At 66.9% G+C, this 16,060-nt stretch carries 10 protein-coding genes; 5 read left to right on the forward strand and 5 right to left on the reverse strand.

Annotated features, from left to right (window positions below):
* The first annotated feature begins 195 nt into the window (after nt 1–195).
* Both AC2YHT_RS23180 and AC2YHT_RS23185 read left to right on the forward strand, forming a co-directional pair.
* Nucleotides 196–3,123, forward strand: a complete 2,928-nt coding sequence (locus AC2YHT_RS23180) for a TonB-dependent receptor (RefSeq protein ID WP_487292199.1) — start codon at nt 196–198, stop codon at nt 3,121–3,123.
* 226 nt (nt 3,124–3,349) lie between these two features.
* The gene (locus AC2YHT_RS23185) at nt 3,350–4,231 is read left to right on the forward strand and encodes a sulfotransferase family protein (RefSeq protein WP_487292200.1); all 882 of its coding nucleotides are present in this window, start codon (nt 3,350–3,352) and stop codon (nt 4,229–4,231) included.
* A 181-nt stretch (nt 4,232–4,412) separates the two neighbouring features.
* Here AC2YHT_RS23185 and AC2YHT_RS23190 read toward each other — a convergent pair whose 3' ends face one another.
* From AC2YHT_RS23190 to AC2YHT_RS23200, 3 genes are all read right to left on the reverse strand, one after another.
* Complete coding sequence (locus AC2YHT_RS23190) at nt 4,413–5,876, reverse strand: glycosyl hydrolase family 28 protein (protein WP_487292201.1); 1,464 nt, start codon at nt 5,874–5,876, stop codon at nt 4,413–4,415.
* 258 nt (nt 5,877–6,134) lie between these two features.
* Nucleotides 6,135–7,649 (reverse strand): tryptophan halogenase family protein, encoded by a 1,515-nt coding sequence (locus AC2YHT_RS23195; RefSeq protein WP_487292202.1) that lies wholly within the window; start codon nt 7,647–7,649, stop codon nt 6,135–6,137.
* A complete protein-coding gene (locus AC2YHT_RS23200; protein WP_487292203.1) occupies nt 7,646–9,163 on the reverse strand; it encodes a tryptophan halogenase family protein in 1,518 nt (505 codons plus the stop codon). Before AC2YHT_RS23200 ends, AC2YHT_RS23195 begins: the two co-directional genes overlap by 4 nt.
* Nucleotides 9,164–9,472: 309 nt before the next feature.
* Between AC2YHT_RS23200 and AC2YHT_RS23205 the strand changes: the two genes are divergently transcribed.
* Nucleotides 9,473–12,685 carry a TonB-dependent receptor gene (locus AC2YHT_RS23205; protein ID WP_487292204.1) on the forward strand — a complete coding sequence of 1,071 codons (3,213 nt, stop codon included), beginning with the start codon at nt 9,473–9,475 and terminating at the stop codon, nt 12,683–12,685.
* A gap of 107 nt (nt 12,686–12,792) precedes the next feature.
* Nucleotides 12,793–13,920, forward strand: a complete 1,128-nt coding sequence (locus AC2YHT_RS23210) for an endo-1,4-beta-xylanase (RefSeq protein WP_487292205.1) — start codon at nt 12,793–12,795, stop codon at nt 13,918–13,920.
* Nucleotides 13,921–13,932: 12 nt separating this feature from the next.
* Here AC2YHT_RS23210 and AC2YHT_RS23215 read toward each other — a convergent pair whose 3' ends face one another.
* On the reverse strand, nt 13,933–14,082 hold the full coding sequence (locus tag AC2YHT_RS23215) for a hypothetical protein (protein ID WP_158285856.1): 150 nt from the start codon (nt 14,080–14,082) through the stop codon (nt 13,933–13,935).
* Nucleotides 14,083–14,235: 153 nt separating this feature from the next.
* Between AC2YHT_RS23215 and AC2YHT_RS23220 the strand changes: the two genes are divergently transcribed.
* Nucleotides 14,236–14,736, forward strand: a complete 501-nt coding sequence (locus tag AC2YHT_RS23220; RefSeq protein WP_487292206.1) for an FKBP-type peptidyl-prolyl cis-trans isomerase — start codon at nt 14,236–14,238, stop codon at nt 14,734–14,736.
* 123 nt (nt 14,737–14,859) lie between these two features.
* Here the strand turns inward: AC2YHT_RS23220 and rutA are convergent, their stop codons facing one another.
* Entirely contained in the window at nt 14,860–15,918 is a 1,059-nt protein-coding gene (gene rutA / locus AC2YHT_RS23225; RefSeq protein ID WP_487292207.1) for a pyrimidine utilization protein A, read from the reverse strand.
* Nucleotides 15,919–16,060: the final 142 nt, after the last annotated feature.

Raw genomic sequence — 16,060 nt, forward strand, 5'->3', positions numbered from 1 at the left:
AAAAGAGTTGCCAGCTAACGATGATATCGATAACAATTGAGATGTAGCCGGTAAGGCGCGCCGTTCGAGCGCGCCGCCTGCTCGGGAGTGAAACAGGGCGCGCCAAGCGCCCGACGCCAACAGGAGAGCCCGCGCAAGCGGGACCAGACGGACCGCGCTAGCTTATCGGGCGCAGGTCTCGCAGGAGGGGAAACCATGCGAACCGAATTCCGCGCGCGGCTGCTGCTGACCGCATCGACCGCCGCCGTCGTCCTGGGCGCGGCCGGCCTGGCTCATGCCCAGACGACCACGGCCGCGCCGGCCGCCGAGGACACCGTCGAGGCGGTGGTCGTCACCGGCATCCGCCAGAGCCTGCAGTCGGCCGTGCAGGTGAAGAAGAACACGATGGAGGTCGTCGACTCCATCCGCGCCGAGGACATCGGCAAGCTGCCTGATCCCAACGTCGCGGAGACCCTGACCCGGATCCCGGGCGTGCAGGGCTATCGCTACGGCGGCGAGGGCGCCTCGCCCGTGGGCGTCGGCTCGGGCCTGACCATTCGGGGCCTGTCGGGTCAGACCGCCTCGCAGGTGGACGGCCGCTCCTACTTCACCGCCGGCGGCAGCGAGTTCAACATCGAGGGCGCCATCCCCGGCATGATCGCCGGCCTGGACGTCTACAAGAACCCCTCGGCCGAGCACATCGAGGGCGGCATCGGCGGTCTGATCGACATCAAGACCCGCCGGCCGCTCGACCTGCCCAAGATGTCGGGGAGCGTGGCGATCTCGGGCCGCTACAACGACATGGTCCAGCAGATGCAGCCGGAATATTTCGGCCTGGTCTCGCACAAGTGGGACGTGGGCGACGGCGAGATGGGCCTGCTGCTCGGCGCCAACTACCAGAAGAGCTGGAACCGCTCGGACAATGCCCCGGGCCCCGGCGGCACCAACCTGCGCCGCGTGGCGCGGGCCGACAGCGGCGACTGCAACGCGACCAATCTGGGCTCGGCCTACAACGCCAGCTACACCGGCCGCTCCGACATTTCGTGCCTGATCGGGGTGACCGACGCCCAGGCCCTGGCCATGTCGGCGACCGATCGCGCCAACCTGGTCAACATGGCCGGGGTGCAGATCAACATCAACGAAGAGGACATCCAGAGGACCCGCAAGGGCTTCGCCGGCGCCTTCCAGTGGAAGGTGCGCCCGGGCCTCGAGTTCTATGTCGACGGCAACTACAATTCCTACCTCTACCACCAGAGCTATCGGTTCCTGAATGGCTCGGACAGCCGCTACGTCCAGGGGCTGACGACGACGGGCTTCAGCACCACCGAGGGCCTGGCCAACCGCAACAGCAACGGCGGGACCGACGAGGTGCTGGCCGGCCAGCGCTTCGCCAGCGGCACGCTCCTGGGCTCGACCTTCAGCTCGATCGGCGGCGACGAGCATCGTCTGTACGAGACCTGGATCCTGGCCGGCGGCGCCAAGTGGTCGCCGACCGACGACCTCGACCTGAAGGCCGACCTCTCCTACGTGAAGGCCGACCAGAGCCAGGACAACCGCTCGGTGACCATGACCCCGAAAGCGGGCCTGACCTGGGATGTGAAGCGTTCGATCGGCACGCCGCAGACCGTGTCGATCAGCGGTCCGGACCTGGCCAATCCGGCCAACTGGGTGCTGGTCAACTACGCCAACGGCACCAACAACGTCTATGACGACGCCGGCCTGGCCGCCCAGTTCGACGGCAAGCTGCGCATCCACGACAGCTTCATCAAGGACGTGAAGTTCGGCGCGCGCTACTACCGGAAGAAGTCGAAGTTCTACAACTACTCCTTCAGCGGCAAGAACCTGACGACCGACGGCCTGGCCCTGACCGCCACCCAGTCGAACGGCATACTGGCCTCGACCGTGCAGGACCTCGTCGAGGGTTCGCACACCAACTGGTTCGACGGCGAGGCCGGCTATTCCGGCGGCTTCCTGACCTTCTCGCCCGACGCCCTGCTGGGCGACAACGTCCGCAACCGCTTCGCCCTGGCCGGGATCCCTTCGGAGGACTCGCTGCCCGAAGTGCTGCTGTCGCGCCGCAAGGCGGTGGAAGAGACCCTGGCTGCCTACGGCGTGGTCGACTTCGCCTTCCTCGACGACCGCATCCGCGGCAACGCCGGCGTGCGGGTGGTGCGCACCAACCTCGAAGCCGAGGCCCGGGTCACCGACACCAGCGGGACGACCTCGGTCATCGTCCCCAACACCAAGAGCAACGAATATACCGACGTCCTGCCGACCCTGAACGTCACCGGCTACATCCAGGACGACCTGCTGCTGCGCTTCGGCTTCGGCAAGGGCCTGACCCGGCCCAGCGTCGGCGACATCAACCCGACCGTGTCGGTCAACCTGACCAGCGGCACGGGCAGCCAGGGCAACGCCAATCTCCAGCCGCTGCGCGCCTACAGCTACGACCTGTCGCTGGAGAAGTATTTCGGCTCGACCAGCTACGTCTCGGCCGCCGCCTTCTACAAGAAGGTCGACGGCTTCCCGATCGGGGTGGAGAGCTGCCAGACGGTGGCGACCTCGCAGCCCTATACCGGCGTGACGCCCAACAACTGCCCGACCGGCCAGTTCCGCATCACCCAGACCCAGAACGCCGACCCCGGCTTCGCCAAGGGCGTGGAGTTCGCGGCCCAGACCTTCTTCGACTACGACTTCGTGCCGGAGTTCCTGCACGATTTCGGGGTCCAGGGGTCCTACACCTGGGTCAAGACCGAGCTGCCGATCCTGATCAACGGCAAGGTCGTCAAGGTGCGCCAGCCGTTCCAGTCGGACCAGAACTGGAGCCTGGCGGGCCTGTACGAGAACAAGATCGTCTCGGCGCGGCTCGTCTACACCTACCGCTCGGACTACGTGCTGTTCGGCGTGGCCGCCAACCCGATCGACGGCCGCTACCTGAAGGGCTACGGCCTGCTCGACGCCTCGGTGAACCTCAACCTGCGCGAGGATCTCACCCTGTCGCTGACGGCCTCGAACCTGACCAACAAGGCCCCGATCCGCTACGTCGGCGAGCCGGACAACGGCTACGACACCGACGTCCTGCGCCAGTATTTCATGAACGGCCGGGTCTACGGGATCAGCCTGCGCTACAAGTTCGGCGGCTAGCGCCAGACCGGGCTTTCCCTTCCCGAGGGCAGGGCGCCGTCCACGAGACGGCGCCCTTTCTTGGCCGGAATAAGGGGGGAGGGGCTCGCCTGAAACGCATTCGATACGCCCGATGGGGGCCGACATGCTCCGGCTGTTCGCCGTAACCGGGCGCACATCCGCGGGACTCAAAACCAGACTGAACTGACCCGTGAGGCCGCAGTCGGCGGCCGGGAAAGCGGTCAGCATGTCGATCTACGAAACCGTCTACAGACTGATGGTCTCCCTGCCCTCGGCCGACGGCGAGATCCACGAGCCGGTCAAGGCCGCGATCCGCAGCACCGGCGCCCGCAACCGCCAGATCCTGCTGTCCTATCCGCCCAAGGTCGGCGGCACCTTCATGCGGACGGCGCTGGTCCACCTGCTGGGCAAGCACTACAAGGCGGGACTGTCGCGCGGCTCCTACGCCAATTGCGACCACTCCCGCGATCCGTATTTCCCGCTGCTGCTCAACCAGCACCTCTTCCAGGGGCCGCGTCCGCAGGCGACGGTGATGCACCTGCACATGTACCCCAACCGCCATGCGACCGACATTCTGGAGGTCTTCGGGGTGTCGGTGGTGCTGGCCTCGCGCAACATCTTCGACGCCCTGGTCAGCCTGCGCGACATGCACGAGAAGGCGCAGGCCGACGGCCGACGGATGGACGACGCCCTGCTGCATTCGGGCCGCAGCTACTATGAGATGGACGCGCGCGAGCGCCGCCACAGCCTCGTGCATATCGCGCCGCTCTGGTACGCGCGGTTCTACGGCCAGTGGCTCGACCACCAGCGCCGCTGCCTGGCCGAGGGCCGGCCCGCGCCGCTCTGGCTGAAGTACGAACAGCTGCGCACCGACCCGCGCGGGACCCTGGCCCTGCTCGCCGCCCATGTCGATCCGGGCAACGCCTACAGCGAGGCTGAACTCGACGCGGCCCTGGCGCTCAGCCTCACCGACAAGGAGAGCGTGCGCCTCAACAAGGGCGTGGCCGGACGTGGCGACGCCTTCTTCTCGGACGAGGAGAAGCAGGCGATCCGCGCCATCCTGGCGCCCGCGGGCGAGGACGCGCTGGTCGAGCTTGGGGTGCTGTAGGGCGCGGCAGGCTATCCGAACTACTGGGCCAATAGCCTCGTCATCCCGGAAAGCCCGCAGGGCTTATCCGGGACCCAGGGGCCAAGCGCAGTGAGGCGGCCCCTGGGTCCCGGCTCTGCGGTCCTCTTCGCGGACCTCCGGCCGGGATGACGGCTAAGGGGGAGCCAGTGACGTACGATCGCTACCGGAACCTCAACCCCACCACCTCGCCGGTGACCGCGATGTCGCCGTCCTCGGGCGCCTTGATCGGCTTGCCGCCGATGGTCAGGTTGTCGATCGTGACGTTCTTGACGGCGGTGGTCGCCGACAGGCCTCGGATGATCGACGGGCTGGGCAGGCCCTCGCCGGTGAAGGCGACGTTGCGGATCACGACGCCGTCGATCCCGCGCCCCGCCGCCTTGTTGTAGCGGGGGTTGTTTCCGGCCACGAGGTTGATCAGCTTGCCCTCCTCGATGCGGTCGACGCGGATGTCGCTGAAGGTGATGTTCCTGATCAGGGTGCCGTCGCCGGAATAGGCGGCGATCACGCCTTCCCAGTCCGGATCGTCCTCGTCGAGATTGGCCACGTCGATGTTGGCGAAGGTCACGTCGCGGATGGTGCGCGGGTCGGCGTTGTCGCCGAAGTGGCCGACATAGAGGGCGTGGGCGACGTCGACCCACAGCCGCATGTTCGAGACCTTGATGTCGAAGGTGTCGCCCGGCGGGTTGGGATCGGGAACGCCGGTCTGGGCGGCCTTGGTCCGGCACAGCGGGCAGTCGGCGACCGCGTAGACCACCACGGCGTCGTCCGACACCCGCAGATAGCCGTCGGCCACCGTCACGTGGCGCGAGGTCGAGATGTTGATCCCGTCCGACCACTTGCCGGAGGTGAAGCCGGTCAGCTGGCTGACGCTGACGTTCGCGGAATTGCGGATGTTCATCACCCGGGCGGCGTCCTTGCGGTCGTTGTTGACGATGATCAGGTCGGAGACCTCGACGTCGCGGGCCTTCTCCAGGTCGATCGCCCGGCCCGGATCCCACAGCAGGCCACGGCCGGAGATCTTCACGTCGCTGACGCCGGAAAGCTCGAAGGCGCCTTTCAGCACCGCGCCGCCGTCGAGATAGACGCGCTGGCCCGACTTGACCGGGAAGTAGTCGAGGCCCGCCGGCGGGGTGTGGAAGCCGGGGCCGAAATAGACGACGTCGCCGCCGGTCGGGCGCGGCGGGGGCAGGGCGCCGGCGACGATGTGCAGGTTGCGCAGGCGGTCGTCGTCGAACTGCAGCGAAAAGCGCTCGGGCCTGGTCAGGGTCATGCGCAGGACCGGGCCCTGGCGCTGGGGCTTCACGGCGCTCGACCGCGGCGCGACCGAGACCTCGGCGAAGCGGCCGTTGTTCTTCATCACCTCCAGCTCGACCGTCCCGTCGAAGTCGAAATAGACCATCGAGGCGTTCTGCTTGGTGTCGGTGTCGACCTGCACCCGGTATTCGTAGAGGTCGCGCCATTGCCCGCCCGGCGCGCGCACGCGGACGGTGAAGTCGTCGTTGTGGGCCGCGTAAAGCAGCTGCGGCGGAACCGGATAGGTCCGCAGCTCGCCGGCCAGGGCCGTTCCGCCCAGCATCAGCAGCGCGGCCAGCGCCGTCGCGGCGCGCGTCTTCCCGTGGCTCATCCGTCTCCGCCCGTATTGGTTATCGATCTTATGATATCGATATCAATAACGTGAGAGGTAGGCAAGCGGGCGGGTAGGGGACGGGGAGCTCATCCGCCGATCCCCCAGCTCCGTCTGTCCCCGCGAAGGCGGGGATCCAAGCTGGCTTTCAGGATGCGGCGCGGACGTGGGCCGTCCAAGGACTCGGCTTGGATCCCCGCCTTCGCGGGGATGCTCGGTGAAAAATGGCGCCTTCGCCCGGGATGTCGGTCGGAGGTTTCAGGCCGCCTCCGCCTGCCGCACGCGATCGGCCACGAAGGCCATGTGGTCGGGCATGGTGTCTGCCGAGCGGGCGATGACCGCGCGGATCTCGTTCATGCGGGCGCGCAGCAGGTCCTCGCTCATGACGTCGGCCATCGGGTCCCAGCCCTTGGGCTTGAGCCCCTGGCCGACCATGACGGCGAACCAGGAGGTGTCGTTGAACAGCTCCTCGTTCTCTCGGAAGATTCGGCCGTGGCTCTCGAAGACGGCGATCTTGTCGGCCAGGTAGTCGGGGATCGGCATCTCCCGCAGATAGTCCCAGTAGGGCGTATCCGAGCGCTCGGTGGCCTTGTAGTGCAGGATCAGGAAGTCGCGGATCTTCTCGTACTCGAAGGTCATCACCCGGTTGTAGCGGTCGATATCGGGCTGCTGGAACCGGCGGTCGGGGAACATGGCCAGCAGGCGCGAGATGCCCACCTGGATCAGGTGGATGCTCTGGCTTTCCAGCGGCTCCATGAAGCCGGCCGACAGGCCGATGGCCACGACGTTCTTGTTCCAGCTCTTCTTGCGGCGGCCGGCCTTGAACCGCAGCAGGTTGGGATCGGCCAGGGGCTCGCCGTCGAGATTGGCGAGCAGATAGGCCGTGGCCTCGTCCTCGCTGATGTGCGCGCTGGAGAAGGCGTAGCCGTTGCCGATACGGTGTTGCAGCGGGATCCGCCACTGCCAGCCGGCGGGGCGGGCGGTGGCGCGGGTGACCGGGTCGGTCGAGCCGCCGGAAGCGCAGGGGAGCGCCACGGCGCGGTCGTTGAGCAGCCAGTGCGACCAGTCCTCGAAGCCGCTCTTCAGCGCGCCCTCGATCAAGAGACCCCGGAAGCCCGAGCAGTCGATGAAGAGGTCGCCCTCAATGAGCGTCCCGTTCTCCAGCGTCACCGACTCCACGAAGCCGTCGGTTCCGCGCAGGGCGACGTCGGTGATCCTGCCCTCGATGCGGCGCACGTGGCGGGCCTCGGCGTAGTCGCGCAGGAAGCGGGCGTAGAGGCCGGCGTCGAAGTGGAAGGCGTAGGCGATGTCGCCCAGCGGCGAGTTCTTCTGGCCCGTCGGGCGCTGGAACTTCGCCTGCGAGGCGGCCAGCGACTGCAGGGAGTATTCGGAAAGGTCGGCGGCCTCGCCCATCGCCTGGTAGCGCAGCCAGTAGGCGTGGAACGACACCCCCTCCATGTCGACGCCGTAGGGGCCGAACGGGTGGTGGTAGGTGTGGCCGATCTGCTTCCAGTCGCGGAACTCGATGGCCAGCTTGTAGGTGGCCTTGGTGCGGCGCAGGAAGTCGTCCTCGTCGAGCCCCAGCATGCGGTTGAACATGTTGATCTGGGGGATGGTCGACTCGCCGACCCCGACCGTGCCGATGGCCTCGCTCTCGATCACCGTGACCTTGGTGACCCCGTCCTTGAGGAAGCGCCCGAGGGCGGCGGCGGTCATCCAGCCGGCCGTGCCGCCGCCGACGATGACGACGTGGCGGATGCGGTCGTTCGTCATGCGGGAACTCCTTCGCTGGCCCCGCAGTAGCGGGCGACGAAATCGGCGTGGCTGGGCATGGCCTCGGCCGTGCGGGTGATCAGGCTCGAAAGGTGCGAGAGGCGCTGAAGCACCTGGTCGTCCGGCAGGCTGTCGACCAGCGGGTCCCACTCCTCCGGCGTGATCCCCTGGCCCAGCAGCACGGCCAGCCAGTTGGGTTCGTGGAAGAGGTCGTAGTCGGAGGGGAACCAGCGGCCGCGATGGGCGAACAGCTCCATGCGCCGCGCCAGGCTGTCGGGCACGGTCATCGACGACAGGTAGCGCCAGTAGTCGGTGTCGTCGCGCCGGGTGGCGTGGAAGTGCAGCACCACGAAGTCGCGGATGCGGTCGACCTGCTCGGCGGTCAGGCGGTTGTACTCGTCGATCTCCAGCGGATCGACGCCATGGCCGGGGAACAGGGCCAGCAGCTTGGTGATCCCGGCCTGGATCATGTGGATGCTGGTGCTTTCCAGCGGCTCGATGAAGCCGGCCGACAGGCCGATCGAGCAGACGTTCTTCTCCCAGGCCCGCTCGCGGCGGCCCGGCGTGAAGCGCAGGAAGTTGGGCTCGTCGGTCGGCCGGCCGTCGAGATTGGTCAGCAGGGTGTCGAGCGCCCGCTCGTCGTCGACGTGATGGCTGGAATAGACGTAGCCGTTGCCGATGCGGTGCTGCAGCGGGATGCGCCACTGCCAGCCGCCCTCGCGGGCGGTGGCGCGGGTGAAGGGGGTGAGGCCGTCGCCGCCCAGCTCGCACGGGATGGCCACGGCGCGGTCGTTGGGCAGCCAGCGGCTCCAGTCCTGGTAGGGGACCTTCAGCGCCTGGCCGATCAGCAGGCCGCGGAAGCCCGAGCAGTCGACGAAGAACTCGCCCTCCACCCGGCGGCCGTCCTCCAGCACCACGGCCTCGACGAAGCCGGTCTCGGCGTGCTGGTCGACCTGCGCGATCCGGCCCTCGACGCGGGTGACGCCGCGGGCCTCGGCGAAGCCGCGCAGGAAGCGGGCGTAGAGGCCGGCGTCGAAGTGGTAGGCGTACCTGAGGCTCGACATCACCTTGGCCGGATCGGGATCGGGCAGGGCGAAACGCCAGCGTCGGGCGGCGGCCTCGGTCAGGTTGAAGTCGCCGATCGGGCCAGCCTGTTTCGCGAACTTGCGCCAGACCTGGTGGAACTTCACGCCCTCCAGGTCGAGGCCGAAGGTCCCGAACGGGTGGTGGTAGGTCTCGCCGATCGCGCCCCAGTCGACGAACTCGATGCCCAGCTTGAAGCTGGCCTTGGTAGCCCGCATGAACGCGCGCTCGTCCAGGCCCAGCATGGCGTTGAAGGTCAGGATCGGCGGAATGGTGGCCTCGCCGACGCCCACCGTGCCGATGGCCTCGGACTCGACGAGGGTGATCTTCAGGCCCTGGGCGCTGAGGGTCTTGGCCAGGGCGGCGGCGGTCATCCAGCCGGCAGTGCCGCCGCCGACGATGACCACGGACTTCAGCCGTTGGTCTGACATGGTAAGCCCCTTCCACCCCGAAGATCTTATGTCTGGACGGCCTTTTTGACCGTTTCAAGCGGGCCGTAAATTGACGGCGCTGTCGGCCTTTGTCACCTCGTCTTCGCCAGAAAAGCGCTTTCAGGCTGCTTAATCGATTGAATAGCTCAGTAAAAACAGCAGCTTGATCGCTGTGTTGCGTCAGATTGCAGAGTTCTTTCAACGCCCTTGACGTGGTCGACCTTTGCCATATCATCAGACCAATAATGGTCTCGACATATGACCAATGGTAGCGCTACCGAGCTACCGGGACTGGGGAGGAATACAAGAATGAGCTCCGCAAAAGGAGCGTCCGCGACCCGTGGGCGCCACACTCTCGGCGACAATCTGAAGTTCGGCCTGCGCTGCGGGGCCTCGGCGCTGGCGATCAGCCTGGTGTTCGGCGCGACGGCCATGGCCCAGACGGCGGCCAAGAAAGACTCCACCGAGGACACGGTCGACGAGGTGATCGTCACCAGCATCAAGCAGAGCCTCAAGAGCAGCCAGCAGCTGAAGCAGTCGTCCGAGATCATCGGCGACTCGATCACCGCCGAGGACATCGGCGCCCTGCCGGACCGCTCGGTGACCGAGGCCCTGCAGCGCGTGCCCGGCGTGTCGATCAACCGCTTCGCCGCCGGCGTGGACCCCGACCACTTCTCGGTCGAAGGCTCGGGCGTCGTGGTTCGCGGCCTCAACTTCGTGCGCTCCGAGCTGAACGGCCGCGACACCTTCACCGCCAACAACGGCCGGATCCTCAGCTTCGCGGACGTGCCGTCCGAGCTGATGGGCGGCGTCGACGTGTTCAAGAGCCCCTCGGCCGACCTGATCGAGGGCGGCATCTCGGGCACGGTGAACCTGCGCACGCGCCTGCCGTTCGACAGCAACAAGCGCATCCTGTCGCTGTCGGCCGAGGCCAGCTACGGCGACATGGTCAAGAAGTGGAAGCCGACCTACTCGTTCCTCTACAGCGACCGCTTCGACACCAACATCGGTGAGATCGGCGTCCTCGCCAGCTTCGTGAACTCCGAACTGGCCAGCCGCAGCGACGCCATCCAGGTGTCGAACTTCGGCTGCCGCACCAACCTGGGCGTCACCACCGGCGACTGCGGCAACGGCACCAAGGGGGTGTGGTTCCCGCGCGGCGCGGCGTTCCGCTCGACCACCAACGAGCGCGAGCGCCAGGGCCAGGCCGGCGCCATCCAGTGGCGGAGCAACGACGGCACGATGCAGGCCGCGTTCCAGTACCTGCGGTCGAAGTCGACGACTAAGTGGACCGAGCACGCCGTCGAGATCGCCACCGACAACGTGACCAGCAACGGCGACTCGCGCCCGGCCGCCGGCACCACCTTCACCTTCGACGAGGACGGCGTCTTCACGAACGGTGTCATCACCGGCACCACCGGCTGGCGCGCCGACCAGAACGGCTCTGATCCGCGCACGCCGATCAACGGCCTGCAGTCGAACAACATCCGCCGCGACGAGCAGACGACCAACCTCACCACCGACTACGGCTTCAACTTCAAATGGACGCCGAACGAGCACTGGGGGATCCAGTTCGACGCCCAGCACGTGGATTCCAAGGTCGATGCGATCAGCATGGGCCTGTGGGGTTCGACGTTCCAGAACGCGTCGATCACCCTGAACGGCACGGACGCGCCGACCGTGACCTTCCTGCCGCCGGCCAACGGCACCTCGGTGGTCACCTGCACGACCTACAGCGCCAGCTGCCCGTCCTACGCCCAAGGCGCGCACACCAGCCTGAGCGACCCGTACAACAGCTTCTGGCGCTCGGCGATGGACCACATCGAGCAGTCGGAAGGCACCGAGGACGCGGTCAAGATCGACGTCGAATACAAGTTCGACAACGACAGCTGGTTGGACTCGATCAAGGGCGGCGTCCGCTGGTCCGAGCGTGACCAGACCACCCGCTTCTCGGCCTATAACTGGGGCGTCATCAGCGAGATCTGGGGCAGCGGCGGCCCGGTGTGGATGACCGACGCCATCAACAGCAACCCGTCCACCGCAGGCGGTACCGACAGCACCGCGCTGATCGAGAAGTACGTCTTCGACAACTTCATGCGCGGCAAGGTCGCCGTCCCGACCGGCTCCGACGGGCGGCTGTTCTATTCGCAGAACCTGATCGAGAACTACGCGGCGGTCTCGCAGTTCGCCCTGTCGGTGGGCGACGAATGGCGCACGCGCCTGGTGAACGGCTGTCCGCAGAACTGGGTGCCGCTGGCGCAGCGCTGCAACGTCGTCTCCGGCACGCCCTTCCGCCCGCAGGAGATCAACCCGGTCAACGAACAGACCGAGTCCGCCTATCTGATGGCGCGCTTCAAGGGCGTGACCGGCGACTACAAGATCAGTGGCAATGTCGGCCTGCGCTACACCAGGACCGAGCGCGTCGCCGACGGCTACCTGGCCTTCCCGCTGGTCTCCAGCCTGCCGACCGAACTGGACTGCGCGTCGGTTCCGGTCGGACAGACGCCTTCGCCGTTCTGCCAGCTGACGCCGGCGGTCCGGGCGGCTTCGCGCCTGTGGGCCAACGGCGCGCTCGTGCCCAGTCGGGTCAGGACCTCGTTCGACTATCTGTTGCCGAGCTTCAACCTGAAGGTCATGGCGCCGCACGGCCTGCAGTATCGCCTGGGCCTGTCGAAGACGATCACGCCGCCCGACATCGGCCTGACCCGCAACTTCTACAACCTGACCCTCAACACCAACGCCGACGGCATCACCAACGGCGTGCCCAGCGGCAACGTCCCCGTCGGCAATCCCTATCTGAAGCCCACCCAGTCCAAGAACATCGACGCCTCGGTGGAATGGTACTTCGCGCCGGTCGGTTCGCTGACCTTCGCGGCCTTCTGGAAGGAACTGACGGACGTCGCCTACAACCGGACCAGCCGTGTGCCGTTCACCAACAACGGCGCGACGTTCGACGTGGTTGTCACCCAGCCCGGCAACTCCGACGTCAAGGCCACGGTCAAGGGCTTCGAGATCGGCTACCAGCAGTTCTACGACTTCCTGCCCAAGCCGCTGGACGGGTTCGGCATCAACGCCAACTACAGTTACATCGAAAGCAGCGGGGTGCCGCAAAGCACGCTGTCGGCGACCGACCCCGACGTGGCCGCCGGCCGCATCACCACGGTCGACACCAGCAAGCTGCCGCTGCAGGGCCTCTCGAAGCACAACGTCAACTTCGCGGCGATCTACGAGAAGGGGCCGGTGTCGGCGCGCCTGGCCTACAACTGGCGCTCGGACTTCCTGCTCACCGTCCGCGACGTGATCGTGCCCTATGCGCCGATCATGAACGAGGCGACGGGCCAACTGGACGGATCGTTCTTCTACACGATCAATCCGAAGATGAAGATCGGCGTCCAGGGCGTGAACCTGCTGAACGAGACCACCCGCACGACCCAGGTGCTCAACAGCAACCTGCTGAAGACGGGCCGCTCCTGGTTCGTCAACGACCGGCGCTACACCATCGTGTTCCGCGCCAGCTTCTAGTCTTCGACGGGACGCGCGGCAGCTTACCGCCGCGCGTCCGCCTTCCTGCCGACTTCGTCCGCGCATCGTCCTTGGCGGTGCGCGGTTTCTTTTGAGCGAGACCGCCCATGATCGATCGTCGACAGCTGTTGCTCGGAGCGGGGGCCGCGGCCGCCCTGGCGTCGCCCGCCCTGGCCGACGGGAAGGCGCTCAAGGATCTCGCCGCCGCCAAGGGGCTGGTCTTCGGTAGCGCTGTCGGGGCGGGTCCGCCCGGATCGTTGACGGGCTCGTTCGAGGACGCCCGCTACCGCGCGCTGCTGGCGTCCGAGTGCGGGGCGCTGGTGCCTGAGAACGAGCTGAAGTGGTACGTGCTGCGGCCGGCCGAGCAGGCCTTCGCCTTCGAGCGCGCCGACCGCATCGCCGCCTTCGCGGCCGAGCACGGCCAGGCCCTGCGCGGCCACACCCTGCTGTGGCATCACCCGCAGTGGTTTCCCGGCTGGCTTAAGGGTTACGACTTCGGGGCCAAGCCCGCCGCCAAGGCGCAGGCCCTGATCACCGAACACATCGACCGGGTCTGCGCCCGCTATCCCCAGGTCTATTCCTGGGACGTGGTCAACGAGACCGTCGATCCGGCCGACGGCGCCCTGCGTCGAACGGTCTTCTCCGACGCCATGGGCGGGGTCGAGCCGGTGCTGGACCTGGCCTTCCACGCCGCCCGCAAGGCAGCCCCCAAGGCAAGGCTGGTCTACAACGACTACATGAGCTGGGAGGCCGGCAACGAGAAGCACCGCTACGGGGTGCTCAAGCTGCTGGAGGGCTTCAGGAAGCGGAACGTGCCGGTCGACGCCCTGGGCATCCAGAGCCACATCGGGGCCGAGAACGCCGACAGCTTCACCGGCTTCGGCCGGCCGCAGGAGAAGGATTGGCGGGCCTTCGTCGATGCGGTGACGGGCCTCGGCTACGACCTGGCGCTGACCGAGTTCGACGTCCACGACAAAGGGCTGCCGGTCGACTTCGCCCAGCGCGACGCGGCCGTGGCGGCCTATGGCAAGGCGTATCTCGATTTGATGCTCGACTACCGCCAGACCCGGGAGCTGCTGGCCTGGGGGCTGGTCGACAAATATTCCTGGCTGCAGAACCAGTGGCTGCGCCAGGACAAGGCCCCCAAGCGTCCGACGCTCTATGACGACGACTATCGGCCCAAGCCGCTGCGCGAGGCGGTGGCCGCCGCCCTGGCCGCCGCGCCGTCGCGATAGGGGGCGGCGACTTCAGGCTGGTGGCGTAAGGTGCGGACCCCATTGCAGGTAGGCGGCGAAGGCCAGCGAGCCGATCACCACCCAGCCGACGAAGAGCGCGAACATCGGATGGCGCTGCCACCAATGCGCTCCGTTCAGCGCGCCGCCAGAAGACCTGGCCATGACGTTTCCTTCCCGACGAGCGAAGAACGGTCTAAGTAGAAAACAGCCGTTCTTCTTCTCAGACCAACGAGAGCCCTCGGTTTTTAGTGTGCTCTCGTTCGGTCGGATGTCTATTCTGACATTTCGTCGCACAAATAACACGAGTCGCCGAATATGCGCACCGCTCTCATCGCCCTGGGGTTGATTCTCGCCGCTGGTCCGGCCTTGGCCCAGACGCCGTCGCCGGCCCCGGACGTCACCGTCAACGCCGCTGGCGACAACCTGGCCAAGTCCACGGCCTGGCTGGCCGCCAACGCCAAGCAGCCGGGGGTGATCAGCCTGCCGTCGGGCCTGCAGTACAAGGTCACGACCTCGGGCGCGAAGACCGCGCCGTCGCCGAAGGAAGGCGACATCATCAAGGTTCACTACGAGGGCAAGCTGGTCGACGGCACGGTGTTCGACAGCTCGTTCGAGCGCGGCCATCCGATGATCGCGCCGCTGGGCGGCCTGGTGCCGGCCTGGATGGAGGCCATTCCGAAGATGAAGGTCGGCGACGAATGGACGCTGTTCGTGCCGCCGAGCCTCGGCTACGGCGACCGCGACGCCGGCCCGATCCCGGCCAACAGCGTGATGATCTTCCGCGTGAAGCTCATCGACATGATGACGGCGGACTAGACCGCCTGCGGCGGCCCCCTCCGGCCCTCCGGGCCACCTCCCCCACAGGGGGAGGATCTTCGGAGCGCCAAGATGCTCCCCCTGTGGGGGAGCTGTCGCGGAGCGACTGAGGGGGCCTTCGCCCTACTTCCTCGACTTCATCAGCGGCTGAATCTTCGTGCCGAAGTCGTCCATGCCCTGGACGAAGTCGTCGAAGGTCAGCAGCACGCCGCCGGTGCCGGGCACCTCGGCGATCTCGTCCAGCATGCGGGCGATGCTTTCGTAGCTGCCCACCAGCGTGCCCATGTTGAGGTTCACCGCCGATTCCGGCGCGGCCAGCTGGGCGGTGTTGGTGGTCGAGCCCGCCGCCGCGTTGGGCGCGGCCTGGTTGGTCAGCCAGGCCAGGGCGTCCTGGTCGGCGCCGTCACGGTACGTCTGCCACTTGGCCAGCGCCTTCTCGTCGGTCTCGTCGGCGATGATCATGAACAGGATGAACGAGGCCACGTCGCGGCCGGTCTTGGCGGCGGCCGCTTCCAGCCGCTTGTTGACCGAGGCGAAGGCCGTGGGGGTGTTGGTGCCCTTGCCCAGGGCGAAGCTGTAGTCGGCGTATTGCGCGGTGAAGGCCAGGCCCTCGTCCGACGAGCCGGCGCAGATCAGCTTGGTGTCCTGCGGGTGCGGGCTGACCCGGCAGTCGTCCATGGTGAAGTACTTGCCCTTGAAGTCCGAAACGCCGGTCTCCAGCAGGTCCTTCAGCACGGTCGCGTATTCGGCCAGGTAGTTGTAGCGGTCGGTGTAGTGGCCTTCGCCGGGCCACAGGCCCATCTGGCTGTACTCGGCCTTCTGCCAGCCGGTCACCAGGTTGATGCCGAAGCGTCCGGGCGCGATGGAGTCGATGGTCGAGGCCATGCGCGCCACGATCGCCGGCGGGATGGTCAGGGTGGCGACGGTGGCGAAGATCTTGATCTTCTGGGTCACGGCCGCCAGGCCCGCCATCAGGGTGAAGCTCTCGAGATTGTGCTCCCAGAACTGCGTCTTGCCGCCGAAGCCGCGCAGCTTGATCATCGAGAGCGCGAAATCGAGCCCGTATTCCTCGGCCTTCTGGACGATGGTCTTGTTGAGCTCGAAGCTCGGCATGTACTGCGGCGAGGTCTCGGAGATGAGCCAGCCGTTGTTGCCGATGGGGATGAAGACGCCGACCTGCATGGTGTTAGTGCCCCTTTGAAGAGTGTTGTGGTCTGGCCTGGAAGATGCTCCCCCTCTGGGGGAGCTGTCGGCGAAGCCGACTGAGGGGGTAAGCGCCGCGCTGGGGAGGGCCAACCCCCTCCGCCCCCCCCCCCCCCCCAAA

It is taken from the genome of Caulobacter sp. SRI_008 (assembly GCF_057586355.1).